General features: G+C 50.3%; 17 protein-coding genes. 9 read left to right on the top strand and 8 right to left on the bottom strand.

The window, feature by feature from the left end:
• Positions 1–78: 78 nt before the first annotated feature.
• The 3 genes from pspC to pspA all read right to left on the bottom strand — a co-directional run bounded on the left by pspC (position 79) and on the right by pspA (position 1,459).
• Positions 79–468: an envelope stress response membrane protein PspC gene (gene pspC, locus AC6R1A_RS12565; RefSeq protein ID WP_334550740.1), complete on the bottom strand. Its 390-nt coding sequence runs from the start codon at positions 466–468 to the stop codon at positions 79–81.
• Complete coding sequence (gene pspB, locus AC6R1A_RS12560; protein WP_334550742.1) at positions 461–694, bottom strand: envelope stress response membrane protein PspB; 234 nt, start codon at positions 692–694, stop codon at positions 461–463. The genes pspC and pspB overlap by 8 nt, the downstream gene beginning before the upstream one ends.
• A gap of 90 nt (positions 695–784) precedes the next feature.
• Positions 785–1,459: a phage shock protein PspA gene (gene pspA, locus AC6R1A_RS12555; protein ID WP_500631611.1), complete on the bottom strand. Its 675-nt coding sequence runs from the start codon at positions 1,457–1,459 to the stop codon at positions 785–787.
• Between the two features lie 188 nt (positions 1,460–1,647).
• Here pspA and pspF point away from each other — a divergent pair, with 188 nt between their 5' ends.
• The 7 genes from pspF (at position 1,648) to AC6R1A_RS12520 (ending at position 8,889) form a co-directional block, all read left to right on the top strand.
• A complete protein-coding gene (gene pspF / locus AC6R1A_RS12550; protein WP_500632615.1) occupies positions 1,648–2,682 on the top strand; it encodes a phage shock protein operon transcriptional activator in 1,035 nt (344 codons plus the stop codon).
• 139 nt (positions 2,683–2,821) lie between these two features.
• Positions 2,822–4,435 carry an ABC transporter substrate-binding protein gene (locus AC6R1A_RS12545; RefSeq protein WP_334550748.1) on the top strand — a complete coding sequence of 538 codons (1,614 nt, stop codon included), beginning with the start codon at positions 2,822–2,824 and terminating at the stop codon, positions 4,433–4,435.
• A complete protein-coding gene (locus tag AC6R1A_RS12540; protein ID WP_500631613.1) occupies positions 4,435–5,397 on the top strand; it encodes an ABC transporter permease in 963 nt (320 codons plus the stop codon). Before AC6R1A_RS12545 ends, AC6R1A_RS12540 begins: the two co-directional genes overlap by 1 nt.
• A complete protein-coding gene (gene sapC / locus AC6R1A_RS12535) occupies positions 5,384–6,271 on the top strand; it encodes a putrescine export ABC transporter permease SapC (protein ID WP_500631614.1) in 888 nt (295 codons plus the stop codon). Before AC6R1A_RS12540 ends, sapC begins: the two co-directional genes overlap by 14 nt.
• Positions 6,271–7,269 carry a peptide ABC transporter ATP-binding protein gene (locus tag AC6R1A_RS12530; RefSeq protein WP_334550754.1) on the top strand — a complete coding sequence of 333 codons (999 nt, stop codon included), beginning with the start codon at positions 6,271–6,273 and terminating at the stop codon, positions 7,267–7,269. Before sapC ends, AC6R1A_RS12530 begins: the two co-directional genes overlap by 1 nt.
• Positions 7,266–8,051 (top strand): peptide ABC transporter ATP-binding protein, encoded by a 786-nt coding sequence (locus tag AC6R1A_RS12525; protein ID WP_500632616.1) that lies wholly within the window; start codon positions 7,266–7,268, stop codon positions 8,049–8,051. Before AC6R1A_RS12530 ends, AC6R1A_RS12525 begins: the two co-directional genes overlap by 4 nt.
• 28 nt (positions 8,052–8,079) lie before the next feature.
• Entirely contained in the window at positions 8,080–8,889 is an 810-nt protein-coding gene (locus tag AC6R1A_RS12520) for a DUF2927 domain-containing protein (RefSeq protein ID WP_500632617.1), read from the top strand.
• Positions 8,890–8,908: 19 nt separating this feature from the next.
• Here the strand turns inward: AC6R1A_RS12520 and AC6R1A_RS12515 are convergent, their stop codons facing one another.
• Positions 8,909–9,283 (bottom strand): DUF2750 domain-containing protein, encoded by a 375-nt coding sequence (locus AC6R1A_RS12515; protein WP_500632618.1) that lies wholly within the window; start codon positions 9,281–9,283, stop codon positions 8,909–8,911.
• A gap of 73 nt (positions 9,284–9,356) precedes the next feature.
• Positions 9,357–10,262, bottom strand: coding sequence for a manganese-dependent inorganic pyrophosphatase (locus tag AC6R1A_RS12510; protein WP_500632619.1), 906 nt, complete (start codon positions 10,260–10,262; stop codon positions 9,357–9,359).
• 191 nt (positions 10,263–10,453) lie between these two features.
• Here AC6R1A_RS12510 and AC6R1A_RS12505 point away from each other — a divergent pair, with 191 nt between their 5' ends.
• Complete coding sequence (locus AC6R1A_RS12505; protein ID WP_500632620.1) at positions 10,454–11,179, top strand: transporter substrate-binding domain-containing protein; 726 nt, start codon at positions 10,454–10,456, stop codon at positions 11,177–11,179.
• A 163-nt stretch (positions 11,180–11,342) separates the two neighbouring features.
• Entirely contained in the window at positions 11,343–12,548 is a 1,206-nt protein-coding gene (locus AC6R1A_RS12500) for a putative manganese transporter (RefSeq protein ID WP_500632621.1), read from the top strand.
• A gap of 87 nt (positions 12,549–12,635) precedes the next feature.
• Here AC6R1A_RS12500 and hisIE read toward each other — a convergent pair whose 3' ends face one another.
• The 3 genes from hisIE to hisA are packed head-to-tail and all read right to left on the bottom strand — an operon-like array spanning position 12,636 to position 14,760.
• Positions 12,636–13,271: a bifunctional phosphoribosyl-AMP cyclohydrolase/phosphoribosyl-ATP diphosphatase HisIE gene (hisIE, locus tag AC6R1A_RS12495; protein WP_500632622.1), complete on the bottom strand. Its 636-nt coding sequence runs from the start codon at positions 13,269–13,271 to the stop codon at positions 12,636–12,638.
• The gene (gene hisF / locus AC6R1A_RS12490) at positions 13,268–14,041 is read right to left on the bottom strand and encodes an imidazole glycerol phosphate synthase subunit HisF (protein ID WP_500631620.1); all 774 of its coding nucleotides are present in this window, start codon (positions 14,039–14,041) and stop codon (positions 13,268–13,270) included. Before hisF ends, hisIE begins: the two co-directional genes overlap by 4 nt.
• Positions 14,023–14,760, bottom strand: coding sequence for a 1-(5-phosphoribosyl)-5-[(5-phosphoribosylamino)methylideneamino]imidazole-4-carboxamide isomerase (gene hisA / locus AC6R1A_RS12485; RefSeq protein ID WP_487902056.1), 738 nt, complete (start codon positions 14,758–14,760; stop codon positions 14,023–14,025). The genes hisF and hisA overlap by 19 nt, the downstream gene beginning before the upstream one ends.
• Positions 14,761–14,765: the final 5 nt, after the last annotated feature.

Below are 14,765 nucleotides of genomic sequence, written 5' to 3'. Positions count from 1 at the left end.
CAGTCTCAGTGATGAACTTTCACGCTTTGATGATAAAGGCATGAAGTGGGCGCCCCATCACTGTTTGCCGCCGCCCCGTTAGAGCGAGCGAAACTCCCGCTCGACACTAAACGTATCTGAGGTGACGTAGGCTTCCATATCTCTGATTTTGCCTTCGAGCTGATCAAACTCTTGCTCAATATTATCGAGTAATGCGCTTGGCGCTTGACCCTTTTCCCAAGGCTTACTCTTGAGTTTATGTCCTTGCTCGCTCTCCATTTCCGCTTGATAACTGGCGGGCATTTTTTCCAACATAAAGCTGAGAGCAACATAGGCTAGCAGCACCAGAAACGAGCCGCCCAACAGCGCTGCAGAGATGACCAAAATACGTACTAGCCACACTTCTAGTGAGAAGTAGTTGGCCAGCCCAGCGCACACGCCCGACAACTTACCGTTGGCAGGATCTCGATACAGTTCACGTTTACTCATAGCGACGTCTCCAGTTTGGGGACTGCTCGTCAAGGATCCGCTCTAAGGTTTCTACTCGTTGCTGCATCGCATCGGCTTTGTTGGATAAGCTTTGCAGGCGCTGGTAATCCTCTTGAGATAAGCCACTGCTGGTTCTTTTTTTGCTGCGATAGTGCAAGAAAAGCCACAAGGGGGCGACAAAAATCAAAAAGACAATTAATGGCCCTGTAACCATAAACGATGACATACATGACTCCTTTTAGGCGGAGAAGCTGATCGCTTCTCCCTATTGTTGTGGGGCGAATGTTCTGCGGCGAAATGATTTTTCACAGAGGGATTAAGAGGATTTTTTCTCTTCCATCTGCTGCTTTAGTTGCGCGAGTTCTTTCTCAATTTCATCTTGAGCTTGCAACTCAGCAAATTCTTGGTCAAGTGATTTACTCTGGCCAGATTGCGCAAACACATCTGCTTCCGCTTCCAGTTCATCAATCTTACGTGAATATTGATCAAACTTCGCCATCGCTTCGTTGGTTCGGGCCGTGTGCAGATGTTTCTGAACATCACGACGATTGGAGGCGGCTTGGCTGCGAATCGCCAACGCCTGTTGCTTGGCGCGAGTCTCGGTAATTTTACTCTCTAGCTTACTGATTTCACCGGTCAGCTTCTCGATGGTTTCTTCCACTAAGGTTTGCTCTGTGTGAAGACCTTTGAGTACGTCTTGTAATTTCTGTTTCTCAATCAAGGCAGCACGGGCGAGATCCTCGCGCTGCTTAGTCAATGCTAAAGAGGCCTTCTGCTGCCAATCATGCACTTGCTCATCAATGGCTTCCACTTTGCGCGCCAGCTCTTTTTTGTCCGCTATCGCTTTGGCGGAGTTAGTGCGCACTTCGACAAGTGTATCCTCCATCTCTTGGATAATGAGGCGGATCATCTTCTCGGGATCCTCGGCTTTATCAAGCAGAGCACTGATGTTGGAGTTAACGATGTCGGCGAATCTTGAAAAAATACCCATGATGAGGCTCCTTAATGGTTGTCGCTACGAGTGTGAACAATACAAGTGTCGTGCCAATAAATAAGCGCATTTAAAACAATCACTTAGATTTTAGCTCTTGATTGAAAGACACGCATGTGATGAAAATAACCAACATAAGGTAAATTTTACCAACCGCCCATAGGGGCGATATTGAGTGAGCCGCGACTATGCAACAAAATCTGATTGGCGAGTCACCCGCGTTTCTTGCGGTGCTCGATAAAGTCTCCAAATTGGCTGCGATAGAGCGTCCGGTGTTAATTATCGGCGAGCGAGGAACGGGCAAAGAGCTGATCGCACAGCGCCTTCACTACCTGTCCAAGCGTTGGGACCAACCTTTAATTTCACTTAACTGCGCGGCGCTTAGCGAAGGCTTGATAGATTCCGAGCTATTTGGGCATGAGCAAGGAGCCTTTACCGGCTCCAAAGGGCGTCATCAAGGCCGATTTGAGCGTGCGGAAAATGGCACGCTGTTTCTAGACGAGCTGGCCACTGCCCCGCAAATGGTGCAAGAAAAGCTGCTGCGCGTCATCGAGTATGGTCACTATGAGCGAGTCGGAGGGCAAAAACCACTGACGGCCAATGTCAGGCTCATCTGCGCCACCAACGCCGATTTACCCACCATGGCGAAAGACGGGCATTTTCGCGCTGACTTGCTCGACAGGCTCGCCTTCGATGTCATTTACCTCCCACCGTTACGAGCGCGTCAACAAGACATCCTATTGCTTGCCCAATACTACGCCATCAAGATGTGCCGTGAATTAGGGCTTAGCTATTTTGCCGGCTTCACCGAACATTCGGAGGCAGCGTTGCTCGATTACGACTGGCCTGGCAACGTGCGCGAGCTGAAAAATGTCGTCGAACGTGCCGTGTACCTTCATGGCGAGCAAGAAACGCCGATTGATGAGTTGACCTTTAACCCTTTTAAGCCGCAGTGGAGTGAGCCTCTCGAATCCGCTTCTCATGACACTATAGAGAAGGCGTCCAATGCTGAAGGTGCGCCTGTGTTTACTTTTCCGATGGATTACAAACGCTGGCAGGAAGAGCAAGACATCGCTCTGCTTAACCAAGTGCTGGCAGAAAGCAAATACAACCAGCGAAAAGCCGCACAATTGCTCGGTCTTAGCTATCATCAGCTCAGGGGAATGGTGAGAAAGTATCAATTAAATACGCCAAACCTTGAGTCTTCCGCAGACGATGAGTAAATCGGCTCTTGATAACCCAACACTTGGGTTATCAAGAGGTTTAATGATAAATTACCCTTATCTTTTATGGTAAATCACTCAGATATTGAGGCATAATGTCCAATCGCTTTGTGCTTTATCTCAGGCAATCGCTCTTTCTATGAAAGCATTACTACAGTTAACATTCGGTCTCGTTGGCCTCGGTTTGCTTAGCGGCTGCGGAGACGACATCGACCACAGCAAAATCCGCCAAAGTGGCTTCGTCTATTGTGGCCAAGGTGGCCCCGGGACCTTTAACCCGCAACTGGTCGACAGCGGCATCACGTCTGAAGCGCTCAGCCCTCAGATTTTCGATACCTTACTGGTCCTCGATCCAGATACATACGAACCCATACCCAGTCTCGCCACCGCATGGCAGGTCGATGCAAGCGGCACGGAGTACACGTTTACGCTTCGTCCCAACATCCAATTTCAAATCACACCGTGGTTTACGCCCTCTCGAGCACTGAATGCACAAGACGTGGTGTTTAGTTTTAAGCGTATCATTGACCCACAACATCCGTTTCATCACGTCGGGGGCGGTATTTACCCTTGGTTTAACAGCATCGACTTCCCCAATTTAATTGAAGATGTCGTGGCTACCTCAGATGACCAAGTCCGCTTTATTCTCTCTCGTCCGGATAACACGTTTTTATCCAACATCGCCACCAGCTACCCGGTGATTCTCTCCAAAGAGTACGCGAGTGAACTGGAGATAAAAGATGAAAAAGCGCGCTTAGATTCTCACCCCGTCGGCACCGGACCCTTTTATTTGGCAGAGTACCAAGTCAACGACCTGATTCGCCTTAAACGCCATACACGTTACTGGAAACAGCCCGCCTTGATGGAGCAAGTTGTGTTTGACATCTCCCATCGCGGTACTGGCACACTGGCTAAACTGCTGCGTAACGAATGTGATGTACTGAGCTCGCCTCTGTCGAGTCAACTGCCCATCATTCGCGAGCAAGATAACATTGAGCTGATTTCCAAGCCCGCAATGAACATCTCCTTTATTGCTGTCAATACCGCCCACCCTGCGCTCAAAGATGCGCGCGTGCGCAAGGCACTCAACTTTGCCATTAACCGACAAAACATTTTAGATTCTGTCTACTATGGTACGGGTAGCCAAGCCTATTCGGTTCTGCCGCCTAGCTCTTGGGCGTACCAAAAAGACGCCAACCAAATTCGTTACGATCGCAACTATGCTTTGGCACTGCTGCGAGAATCTGGATTCAGCGAAGGTTTGGAGCTCAGTATGTCGGTACCTCTTGAGCCTCGCGCATTCAACCCAAGCCCGCGCAAAACCGCGGAGTTGATTCAAGCGAACTTGGCAGACATTGGCATCACCTTAAACCTCATTACTGATGAGCGCTTCGAGCGAACCAACCTCACGAGCAACATCGATCTCTACCTCACCGGTTGGATCGCCAGTACGGGTGATCCGGACAACATTCTGCGTCCACTCTTGTCGTGTGATTCCGATCGCGTTGGACTGAATGTCTCCAGTTGGTGTAACCCAGATTTCGACTTTTTGCTCGATTTGGCGCTGGAAGTGGATCGTCCTCGCTATCGCCTCAACCTCTATAGGCAAGCGCAGAATATTTTGAACGAAGAATTTCCCGTGATCCCACTCAATCACGGCGTACAGTTGCAAGCGCATGATCGCTCGATTCGTGGTTTTCGCATGAGCCCATTCAATGCACAACCTTTTGATAAAGTGGAGAGGGTGAACTGATGCTGCTGTATACCCTAAGAAGACTGAACCTCTTCATCATCACCTTGCTTATCTTGACCATGGTGGGCTTTAGCTTACTTCGTTTAGAGCCCGACTCCGCCTGGAGCCAAATGAGCTACTGGTCAGGATGGACGACTTACGTCGGAGAGTTGATGCACTTAAACTTTGGCGTTAATAAGCAAGGCGTGGCGATTATTGACGAGCTGGGAGTGGTCTTCCCTGCCACCATTGAGCTGTGCTTTATCGCGTTTGTCATCTCCCTGATGATTGGTATTCCGATTGGCACGTTAGCGGGCATGCGCCAAGGTAAGTGGATTGATACGGCGATCTCCTTTACCTCGATGTCGGGCTATTCTGCGCCGATATTCTGGATTGCACTATTAATGATCATGGCGTTCTCACTGCACTTTGAGTTATTTCCCGTTGGCGGCCGCTACGATCTTCTGTATCAAATTGAACACGTGACCGGCTTTGCCTTAGTTGACGCGTTTTTTGCCAAAGGTGCGTACCGAGCGCACGCGCTGCAAAGTGTTATCGAACACCTGATCTTGCCCTGCTTGGTGCTGGCACTCGCTCCGACCACACAAGTTATTGGCTTGATGCGCGCCTCGGTTGCGGAAGTGATGGGGCAAAACTACATTCGCGCAGCGCGGATTAAAGGCCTCTCAAATCACGAGATCGTAACTCAACACGTGCTGCGTAATGCCATCCCACCCATCATCCCCAAAATCGGTATTCAGTTATCAAGCATGTTGACCTTGGCCATCATTACCGAGTCTATTTTTAACTGGCCGGGGATTGGTCGCTGGCTACTGGATGCTTTATCAAACCGTGACTACGTCTCTATTCAAGCGGGTGTCATCGTAGTGGCAACACTGGTACTCACCGCCAATATTGTCTCGGATCTGTTGGGTGCTATGGTTAATCCGCTGGTAAGGAAGGAGTGGTATGCTAAGCGATAACATCTATCAAGAAGAGTTGATACCCACTCAGTTTGAGCGTTTTTGGCGCAGCTACAAAGCCAATAGCTTGGCGATGTTTGGTTTGTGGTGTTTGATTCTGCTAATCGTCATCACGCTACTCTCTCCGTGGATCACACCCCATGACCCGCAAGCACAAACCGGTGAATTGCTGATCCCCCCTTCTTGGGATCCGACCGGCACCGTCGAATACTTCCTTGGCACCGACGATTTAGGCCGAGACATTCTCTCGCGCTTAATCGAAGGTTCACAGCTGACGTTCGGCGCCGCCATCATCATCACACTCATCGCGGCCCTCATAGGTTGCTCAATCGGTATTTTGGCCGGAATGACCAAAGGCCTGCTCTCCAGTACGCTCAACCACTTGCTTGATACTGTGATGTCGATCCCTTCCCTGCTGTTGGCGATCATTTTCGTCGCCTTTCTGGGCTTTGGCGAATTCAATATCTTACTGGCGATCGGTCTAGCGCTTATTCCGCGTTTCGTGCGCTCTTTGTATATCGCGGTGCACGCAGAAGTGGAAAAAGACTACATCATGGCCGCAAGACTCGATGGTGCCAATGATTTCTACCTGCTGTGGAACTCCATTCTGCCCAATATCTTAGTGGTGATCGCAGCCGAAATGACCTACGCGTTGTCATTGGCCATCTTGGACATCACCGCACTGGGCTTTCTAGGCCTTGGCGCTCAAACGCCAAGTACCGAATGGGGCGCGCTACTCGGTGACTCCGTCGAGCTCATCTATTTAGCGCCTTGGACAGTGACGTTGCCGGGCCTTGCCATTATGTTCACAGTCATCGTGATCAACCTCGTTGGCGAAGGGGTTCGCCAAGCATTAAATGCGGGGATTGAATAATGCCGCTGTTAGATATCCGTCATCTCACGATCGAGATTGAAACGCCACAAGGGCTGATGAAAGCGGTCGATCGAATGAGCCTGACTCTCAACGAAGGCGAGATTCGCGGGCTTGTGGGCGAATCTGGCTCAGGTAAAAGTCTGGTGGCGAAAGCCATCGTTGGTGTGTGCAAAGAGAACTGGAAAATCACCGCCGACCGCATGCGCTTAGGCAATATAGACCTATTGCAACTCACGCCGAAAGAGCGTCGCCGCGTTATTGCGCGCGATGTGGCGATGATTTTCCAAGAGCCCTCCACCTGTTTGGATCCATCGGAAGAAGTGGGCAAACAGCTGATTGAATCGATTCCAGCCAGCGCCTTTGAAGGCCGCTGGTACGAGCGCTTTAGTTGGCGTAAGAAGCAAGCCATTGGCCTACTGCACAAAGTGGGCATTAAAGATCACAACCGTCTGATGAACAGCTACCCTTATGAGCTGACGGATGGGGAGTGCCAAAAGGTGATGATCGCGATGGCGATCGCGGCCAAACCCAAGCTGTTAATTGCAGACGAACCCACCAATGACCTCGATCCGATCACGCAATCGCAAATCCTGCGTTTGCTCAGTCGAATGAATCAGATCAACAACACTTCAATCTTGCTGATTGGTCATGATCTCACCACCATCACCCAGTGGGCCGATCGCATCACCGTGATGTACTGTGGTCAATCAGTGGAGTCGGCAGATACCGAGCAGTTGCTTGAAAAGCCAAAACACCCCTACACCGTGGCGCTATTGAAAGCGATGCCCGATTTTAGTGAGTGGATTCCTCACAAAGAAAAACTGCAATCCTTGCCCGGCACCATTCCACCGTTGCAACATTTGCCAATTGGCTGTCGCCTTGGACCCCGCTGCCCATACGCGCAGCGTCAGTGTGTTGAGATCCCCATGACCAGACGGATTAAAAACCACAAATTTGCCTGTCACTTTCCACTCAATACGGAGAGAAAAAAAGCATGAGTGCGCTACTTGAAGTCGACCAACTGTCGAAACAGTTTGTCACGCGTTATGGCTTGTTTCGAAAGAAAATCCAACAGGCTGTCAAGCCCGTGAGCTTTAGCTTAGAAGCAGGGCAAACTGTGGGGTTTATCGGCCAAAATGGCTCTGGTAAGTCCACGTTAGCGCGCATGTTGGCCGGTGTGGTTGAACCCAGCTCTGGCGAAATCCGAGTGAATGGCGAAGCGCTGCGCCATGAAGATTACTCGACGCGTTGTAAGCTCATTCGCATGATTTTCCAAGATCCGAACACCTCGCTCAATCCAAGAATTCAGATTGGCCGTATCCTTGAGGGGCCATTGAAGCGAAACACCAACATGCCACCCGAAGCACGCATTAAGCGCGTGAAAGAGACCCTACTTCGAGTGGGATTGTTGCCTGAGCATGCGTACTTCTATCCGCAAATGTTGGCAACAGGTCAAAAGCAGCGCGTCTGTCTCGCGCGAGCGTTAATTTTGCAGCCTTCTGTCATCATCGCCGACGAAGCGCTCAATGGTCTTGATATGGCGATGCGCTCACAGATCATTAACCTGTTTCTAGAACTGCAAGAAGAGATGGGCGTATCGTTTGTCTATGTGTCGCAGCATATTGGCACCGTCAAACACATCACTGACAAAGTGATGGTGATGCACGAGGGAGAAGTGGTCGAGGCGGGTGATACCCACAAGGTGCTGACTGACCCACAACACCCGATCACTCAGCGCATGGTTGAAAGCCACTTTAACAAAGCGCTCTGCTTTCGCTAAATCGCCATTTCAATCAGGGATGTCAGCAATGGACCAGCGAATCTATCTATTCAAACGGGGCAAAGCGATTCTACTTAGCCCCTTGCTGCTCTTTGCTCACCTCACCTTCGCCTACCCTAGCCAGACGACCTGGCTTGACCCAAACTTTGTTGAACGCGCTTTTCTCGATGTTGCACTAAAAAACGAATACCGCCCTGGTGACAAGCCACTGACAAAATGGCAGGCACCGATTCGTATTTGGATCGATCACCGCGTGGCTGATCACGTGCTTCATGATGAGCTGACCAATGCACATCTGCGCGACTTATCCGCGATGACTGGCCATGACATTCGGCGCGTTTCACGCCGAGAGGACGCCAACGTGGTGTGGATATTCACCCGTCAAAGTCAGTGGCAAGACGAGATCGCCGAGGAAATAGGTCTTTTTGCTCTTGAGCACATCAAGGGGGCCATCTGCAAAGCGAGCTTTAGTTATACGAACAGCAGCGTTATCGACAAAGGGGTCGTCATTATCCCGGTGGATCAAGCGCGCAGTCACGGCAAGCTGCTGGCATGCATCGTCGAAGAGATCACCCAAGTGCTTGGTCTGCCCAATGACGCAGAAAGCGCCTACCCTTCGATTTTTAATGACGAAACGCCTGAAGATCTCCTCTCGCCTCTCGACGTCATTTTATTAAAACTGCTCTACGAACCTCAGCTGCGCCCCGGTATGAGCCGAGAGCAGGCCGCGCCAGTGGTGCGTAGACTGCTGCAACGCTATCAGCAACAAGGCATCTTACGCGATGCTGCAAAGCAGGCAAAAAACAACCAGCTATTTAAGCTGGTTGGTGGCTATTAATCACGTTCATCGGGCACGATTAGCCGCGCTTTTTCAGCTCAAATTCAAACTCGTCTGGAAACAGCACGACGCCCTCTTCATTGCTGTCAGGAAAGACAACGACAGAGAGCTCATCTTGCTCAAGTCCGACGGTCCAACGGCTGAACCATTTTGCCGTGGAAATGGATTGCGGCTCGCATTTAGACCACTCACCGGTCGCCCACTCACGCGCAAACTCTTCAGAGGGCCACACAGGCACGCAATCATCATCTTCGGTGTTGAGCATCACGCAGCCATGCTCATCGGTTAAGATCCACACTTTGCGCTCTTTTGCGATCGCATTTAAGCAGTAATTAAAACGCTCATCCGGACGCATCTTGTTAATGCTTGTCTTTTGCTCTTCACTGAGTGACATGTTACCCCCTTAAACAAAGAAAAAAGCGCTCACAGGCGACCCTGTAAGCGCTTGAAAATGATCACTGTTTGGATTACGCCAACTCAGTTTGTAGCCAAGGCCAGCCTTGCTTCTTACGGCTCAGCGTGTTTTCCATCATCAGCATGCCATCTTTCTCATGCTTAACCAGCTTCTGCGCCCACTCACCTTTATAGAGTAGACGAGTTTGCGCTGTGGTGATGTCTGTCAGCATCACAGCTGCAAACGCAAGACCTTCTTCATCGCAGCGACGCTCAAGATCCGATTCCAGCGCATCAATCATGCCATCAACTTGCTCTAGGGTTGCAAGCTCAACCTGACCCACCACGACATCACGACCGTTGAATGGATAACCTTTAAGATCTTTCTCAACCAATTCCGCTGCCGACAGACCTTCAATGTTCGTCTTAGCAATCAGAAGGTCTTTGATGAAGGCATCAATGTCTGCCACATCTGCGATCTTCGCTAGCTCTTCAACCGCGTCTTTGTCTTTTTGCGTACACGTTGGCGAAGCAAAGCCCACAGTGTCAGACAAAATAGCCGACATCATCAACTTGGCAATCTTAGGCGTGATTGTGTGGCCTTCGATTTTAAACATATTGAATAGAACCGTGTTGGTACAGCCTACTGGCCAGATCCACGCTTCCATCGGGTTGGTGGTCATCACATCACCTAGACGGTGGTGATCGACGATACCTAGGATTTCTGCGTCTGCCACATCATCAGGTGCCTGAGCGAGATCTGAATAGTCAACCAACCAGATTTTCTCACCGGCCACAGACGTACGAAGCTCTGGCGTCTCTGCACCAGCAACGTCAAGGATGTGTTGAGTTTCACGGTTGATTTCACCTTGGCGGATAGGCATAGCTTGCTCGCCACGTGCCTTCAGCAGTTCAGTTGCCACCAAAGCACTACAAATACTATCACTATCAGGGTTCTTGTGACCTACGACTAGAATCATCTTATTTCCTATACGACTATTACGAGCCCGATCTGGGCGATTACTCACGAAGCCCGATACTTTACCTGATTTTGAGAATTTGTCATCGCCTAACGGTGCCAAAAGCGCCAATTAACCCCTATCGGGTGTTTTGGCTGTCGGGCAAAAGGTGTCTACACTCAAAGGACAATAATCATAAATGAGTCAATGCCATGCGTTTTTGTTTTTATGCTCTGCCGCTGCTTCTCCTTAGCACAGCGCTTTGGGCCAGCCCTCCCGTGATACGCGCCACTCAAGCGCAGTGGCCTCCCTATGTGTTTGAACGGGTCAACTCCGGGCTAGCGATAGAGATTGTTCAAGAAGCGTTTGCCACGCAGGGCTATGACATCGATTTGGAAATTTTGCCTTGGCTGCGCTCACTTAAAGAAGTGCGAAACAGTAAAAAAGATATGTTGGTGTCGCTTTGGTGGTCAGACGATCGTACCCAAGAGCTAGAATTTAGCGTGCCCTATTTGATGGTCCACCTAAAGTTTATTGTGCTAAAAGAAAACGCCTTTGAGTACCGAGACTTCACCTCATTAGAAGGCATGACGGTCGGCATTATTGAAGATTATGGCTATGGAGAGCGCTTTAATGAATCCACCTACTTTACTCGGGTAGTCGCGAGCGATCTCGCCACCAATCTTCGAAAACTGCGCGCAAAACGCGTTGACGCCATCATCGCCGATGAGCGAGCCGCCATTCATACCATGAAGGAAATCGGTTTAGACTCAGACCACTTTTACTTTGTCGATAAAAGCTTGATGATAAAACCCGTGCATCTCGCCATCGCCAAAGATCATCCCGAAAAAAACACCCTAATGGTCCGTTTTATGATAGGGCTGCACCAGCTAAAACAGAGCGGACGCTATGATGAACTCGTGATGAAGTACCGATAGCCTTCATGCTCTTGTCAACCATCAGCGTTTACCACTTTTAAATCAAGGGGTTTAAGTGGGCTCGTTTTAACCATTGAATCGATAGGTGAAATCGATTCAAATGCATTTGCAAATCATTATCATTTTCATATAATCAAAGAAATGCTTTACGATGGTTTGCACTATGAATCACTTCGACGCCCAAACTGCCACGCTTGACTCGCTGCAATTTAGACCCGCGTACAAACGCTTGCTGCTACCAGTAGGGCTGTTGGCGCTGTTATTAAACGACTCAACACGCGCGCTCACGGTTTCGACCCTCTCTGATGCCTTCTGGGCCGTATCTTGTTACGTGGCAATGACACTCGCTCTCTACCACTCGATTGCGAAGATCACTAGTTCGGACAACCGAGTCGTAGCGCTGTATCAGCACTCGCGCCACTACCAAGTGATTTTTGCCGCTCTGCTCGGCGCGCTGCCAGGTTGTGGTGGCGCGATTGTCGTCACCACCCAATTTGTTAGCGGGCGAGTCGGATTTGGCGCCATCGTCGCTGTGCTGACCGCCACCATGGGTGATGCGGCCTTTCTGCTCCTCGCCAGCCAGCCAAATGTGGGATTGGGTGTGATTGCACTGGGTGTTGTCGTGGGTACTGTCAGTGGCTTGGTGGTTAACGCAATTCACAAAGACGACTTTTTGCGTCCCGCACTTAAGCAAGCCCGAACGTTACAGACGCAGCAACACGCAGCCAATAAAGAGACGAGTAAAGCGATTGAAATTCAAGCCATCAATCTGCAAGGGACATTCTGGAAGTGGCTGCTGATCCCCACCGCTCTTGTCGCCATACTCGGTTCCTTTCAAGTTGATGTGAATCAGTGGTTAAACGTGCCTGACATGACCATGGAGTGGCTTGGGACGGGTTTGATTGTCATGAGCATGCTACTGTGGTCTCTGACTCGTGAGATCAAAGACTATGAGTCAACGGTGGCGGAAGATTGCAAAATCGTCTCGTCACACCCGATTCAAAAAGCCGCGCAAGATACCAACTTTGTGACTGCTTGGGTGATTGTCGCCTTCCTCGCCTTTGAGCTCATCCAACAGGCTGCGCATATCGATATCACTAATAGTGTGGCTCAACTTGGGGTTTGGATGCCTCTAATGGGGGTTGCTGTGGGTCTGCTTCCCGGGTGCGGGCCGCAAATTTTGGTGACCAGTTTGTATATCTCTGGTGCGGCGCCCCTATCGGCACAATTGGCGAATGCCATCTCTAACGACGGCGATGCCTTGTTCCCGGCGATTGCACTGGCGCCAAAAGCCGCCTTAGTCGCGACCGTCTATTCAGCCTTACCGGCGTTACTGGTCGGTTACGGCTACTTCTTTTTGTTCGAATAGACGCTCAAAAAAACGCCCTCGGTATCGCCGAGAGCGTTTTTCTGTCAGCAAGCGATGTCATGCACCACTCATTCATCAATAATCACGTTACTTATGACGCTCTCTAAGCTTATTGATCACATCGTTCATCGATAGACCTTGGTCTTGAAGCAGCACCATCAAGTGGTAGATCAGATCGGCCGATTCACACACTAGCTCCGCCTTGTCGCCCGACGTCGCCGCAAGCGCGACTTCAACGCCCTCTTCGCCCACTTTCTGCGAAATACGTTTGGTGCCACGGGCATAAAGGCTGGCAGTATAGGAAGAGTCTGGGTCGGCACTCTTGCGGGCAGCCAATAGCTGCTCAAGTTGATGAAGCCACACCATTTGCGACTCTTCTTGCTTGTCAGCGTCCCAGCACGTCGTGGTACCTGTGTGGCACGTCGGTCCGATAGGCTCCACTTTGACCAACAAGGTATCGTTGTCGCAATCAAGCGCCATGTTTTTCAGTTGAAGCACATTCCCTGAGGTCTCACCTTTCGTCCACAGACGTGATTTCGTACGTGAAAAGAAGGTCACGTGTCCTGTCTGCGCGGTTTTCTCTAGCGCATCTTGATTCATGTAGCCCATCATCAGCACTTGGCTCGATTGGAAATCTTGGACAATCGCAGGCACTAAGCCATCCACTTTGTCCCAATCGATACGCTCAGCAAGTGCGCTCACTTGCCCGCTAGCAAAACTCATACTCGTACCTCTACGCCTTGTTGTTTCAGGTAGTGTTTTAATTCACCAATATTGATGATTTGCTTATGGAAAACGGAAGCCGCTAATGCACCATCGACGTTAGCTTGATGGTAAGCGTCTGCAAAGTGGACCATTTCACCGGCTCCGCCAGAAGCAATCAGCGGTACCTTGCACACTTCACGCACCATGTTGAGCTGTTCGATGTCGTAGCCGTTGCGCACGCCATCTTGATTCATCATGTTAAGGACAATCTCACCGGCGCCTCGTTTTTGAACTTCTTGTACCCAGTCGCGTGTTTCCCACAGTGTCGCTTTGGTACGTTGTTCGTCACCAGTGAACTGGTACACCTGGTATTTGCCTGTCTCTTTATCGTAATAAGAGTCAATGCCTACCACGATGCACTGCACACCAAATTTATCCGCAAGATCGGTAATCAGCTGTGGATTGGCTAAGGCCGGCGAATTAATCGACACCTTATCAGCACCGAACTCGAGAATGCGCGCCGCATCTTCAGCCGATTTGATACCACCAGCCACACAAAAAGGAATGTCAATGACCTCAGCAACGCGGGCCACCCAGCTCTTGTCGACCACGCGACCATCACTGGATGCGGTAATATCGTAAAACACTAATTCGTCTGCGCCTTCCTCAGCGTAACGCTGCGCGAGGGGCACAATGTCACCGATAATTTCATGGTTGCGAAACTGAACCCCTTTCACCACCTGACCATCTCGAACGTCGAGACAGGGAATTATTCGCTTTGCCAACATGCAAACGCCTCCTCTGCAGTAAATTTGCCATCGAGTAACGCACGACCAACAATCACGCCAGACACACCGCTACCTTTGAGCGCCTCGATGTCAGCCAGCGACCCAATGCCCCCTGACGATTGAAATTGCACTTGCGGGTACTGCTTGCAAAGGTCGACGTAAAGCTCAACGTTAGAGCCCGTCAACGTACCATCACGTGAGATGTCCGTGCATAGAACATGCTGTAATCCGACAGTTAGATAATCGTCAATTAAGGCTTCAATCGTCACGCCTGAATCTTCTTGCCAGCCGGAGATCGCCACCTTGCGTACACCTTGATCATCGATATTGATGTCGAGCGCTAAGACAATTCTCTCCGCACCGTATTTTTCCATCCAACCTTTGACCAGTTCCGGTTGCTTCACCGCTGTGGAACCAACCACGACGCGCTCAGCGCCGGCTTCAAGTAAATCCACAACGTCTTGCTCACTGCGCACGCCGCCGCCAATTTGAATTTTTGCAGGGGTACTGGCTAACAGTTTGGCAATCAGGTCTAACTGACGCGCACTGGTATCTTTAGCACCAGTCAAATCCACCAGGTGCAGCCAGTTGGCGCCAGCTTGGTGATACAGATTAAACTGCTCAGCTGGATCCACTTTGTATTCGGTCACTTGGCCGTAATCGCCCTGATAAAGACGAACGACCTGACCTTCTATTAAATCGAGTGCTGGAATAATCACGAAGG

Source organism: Vibrio sp. R10-SG3-ISO3 (assembly GCF_059834225.1).
The sequence above is the reverse complement of the archived record's forward strand: the minus strand, read 5'-3'. Positions and strand labels throughout refer to the sequence as shown.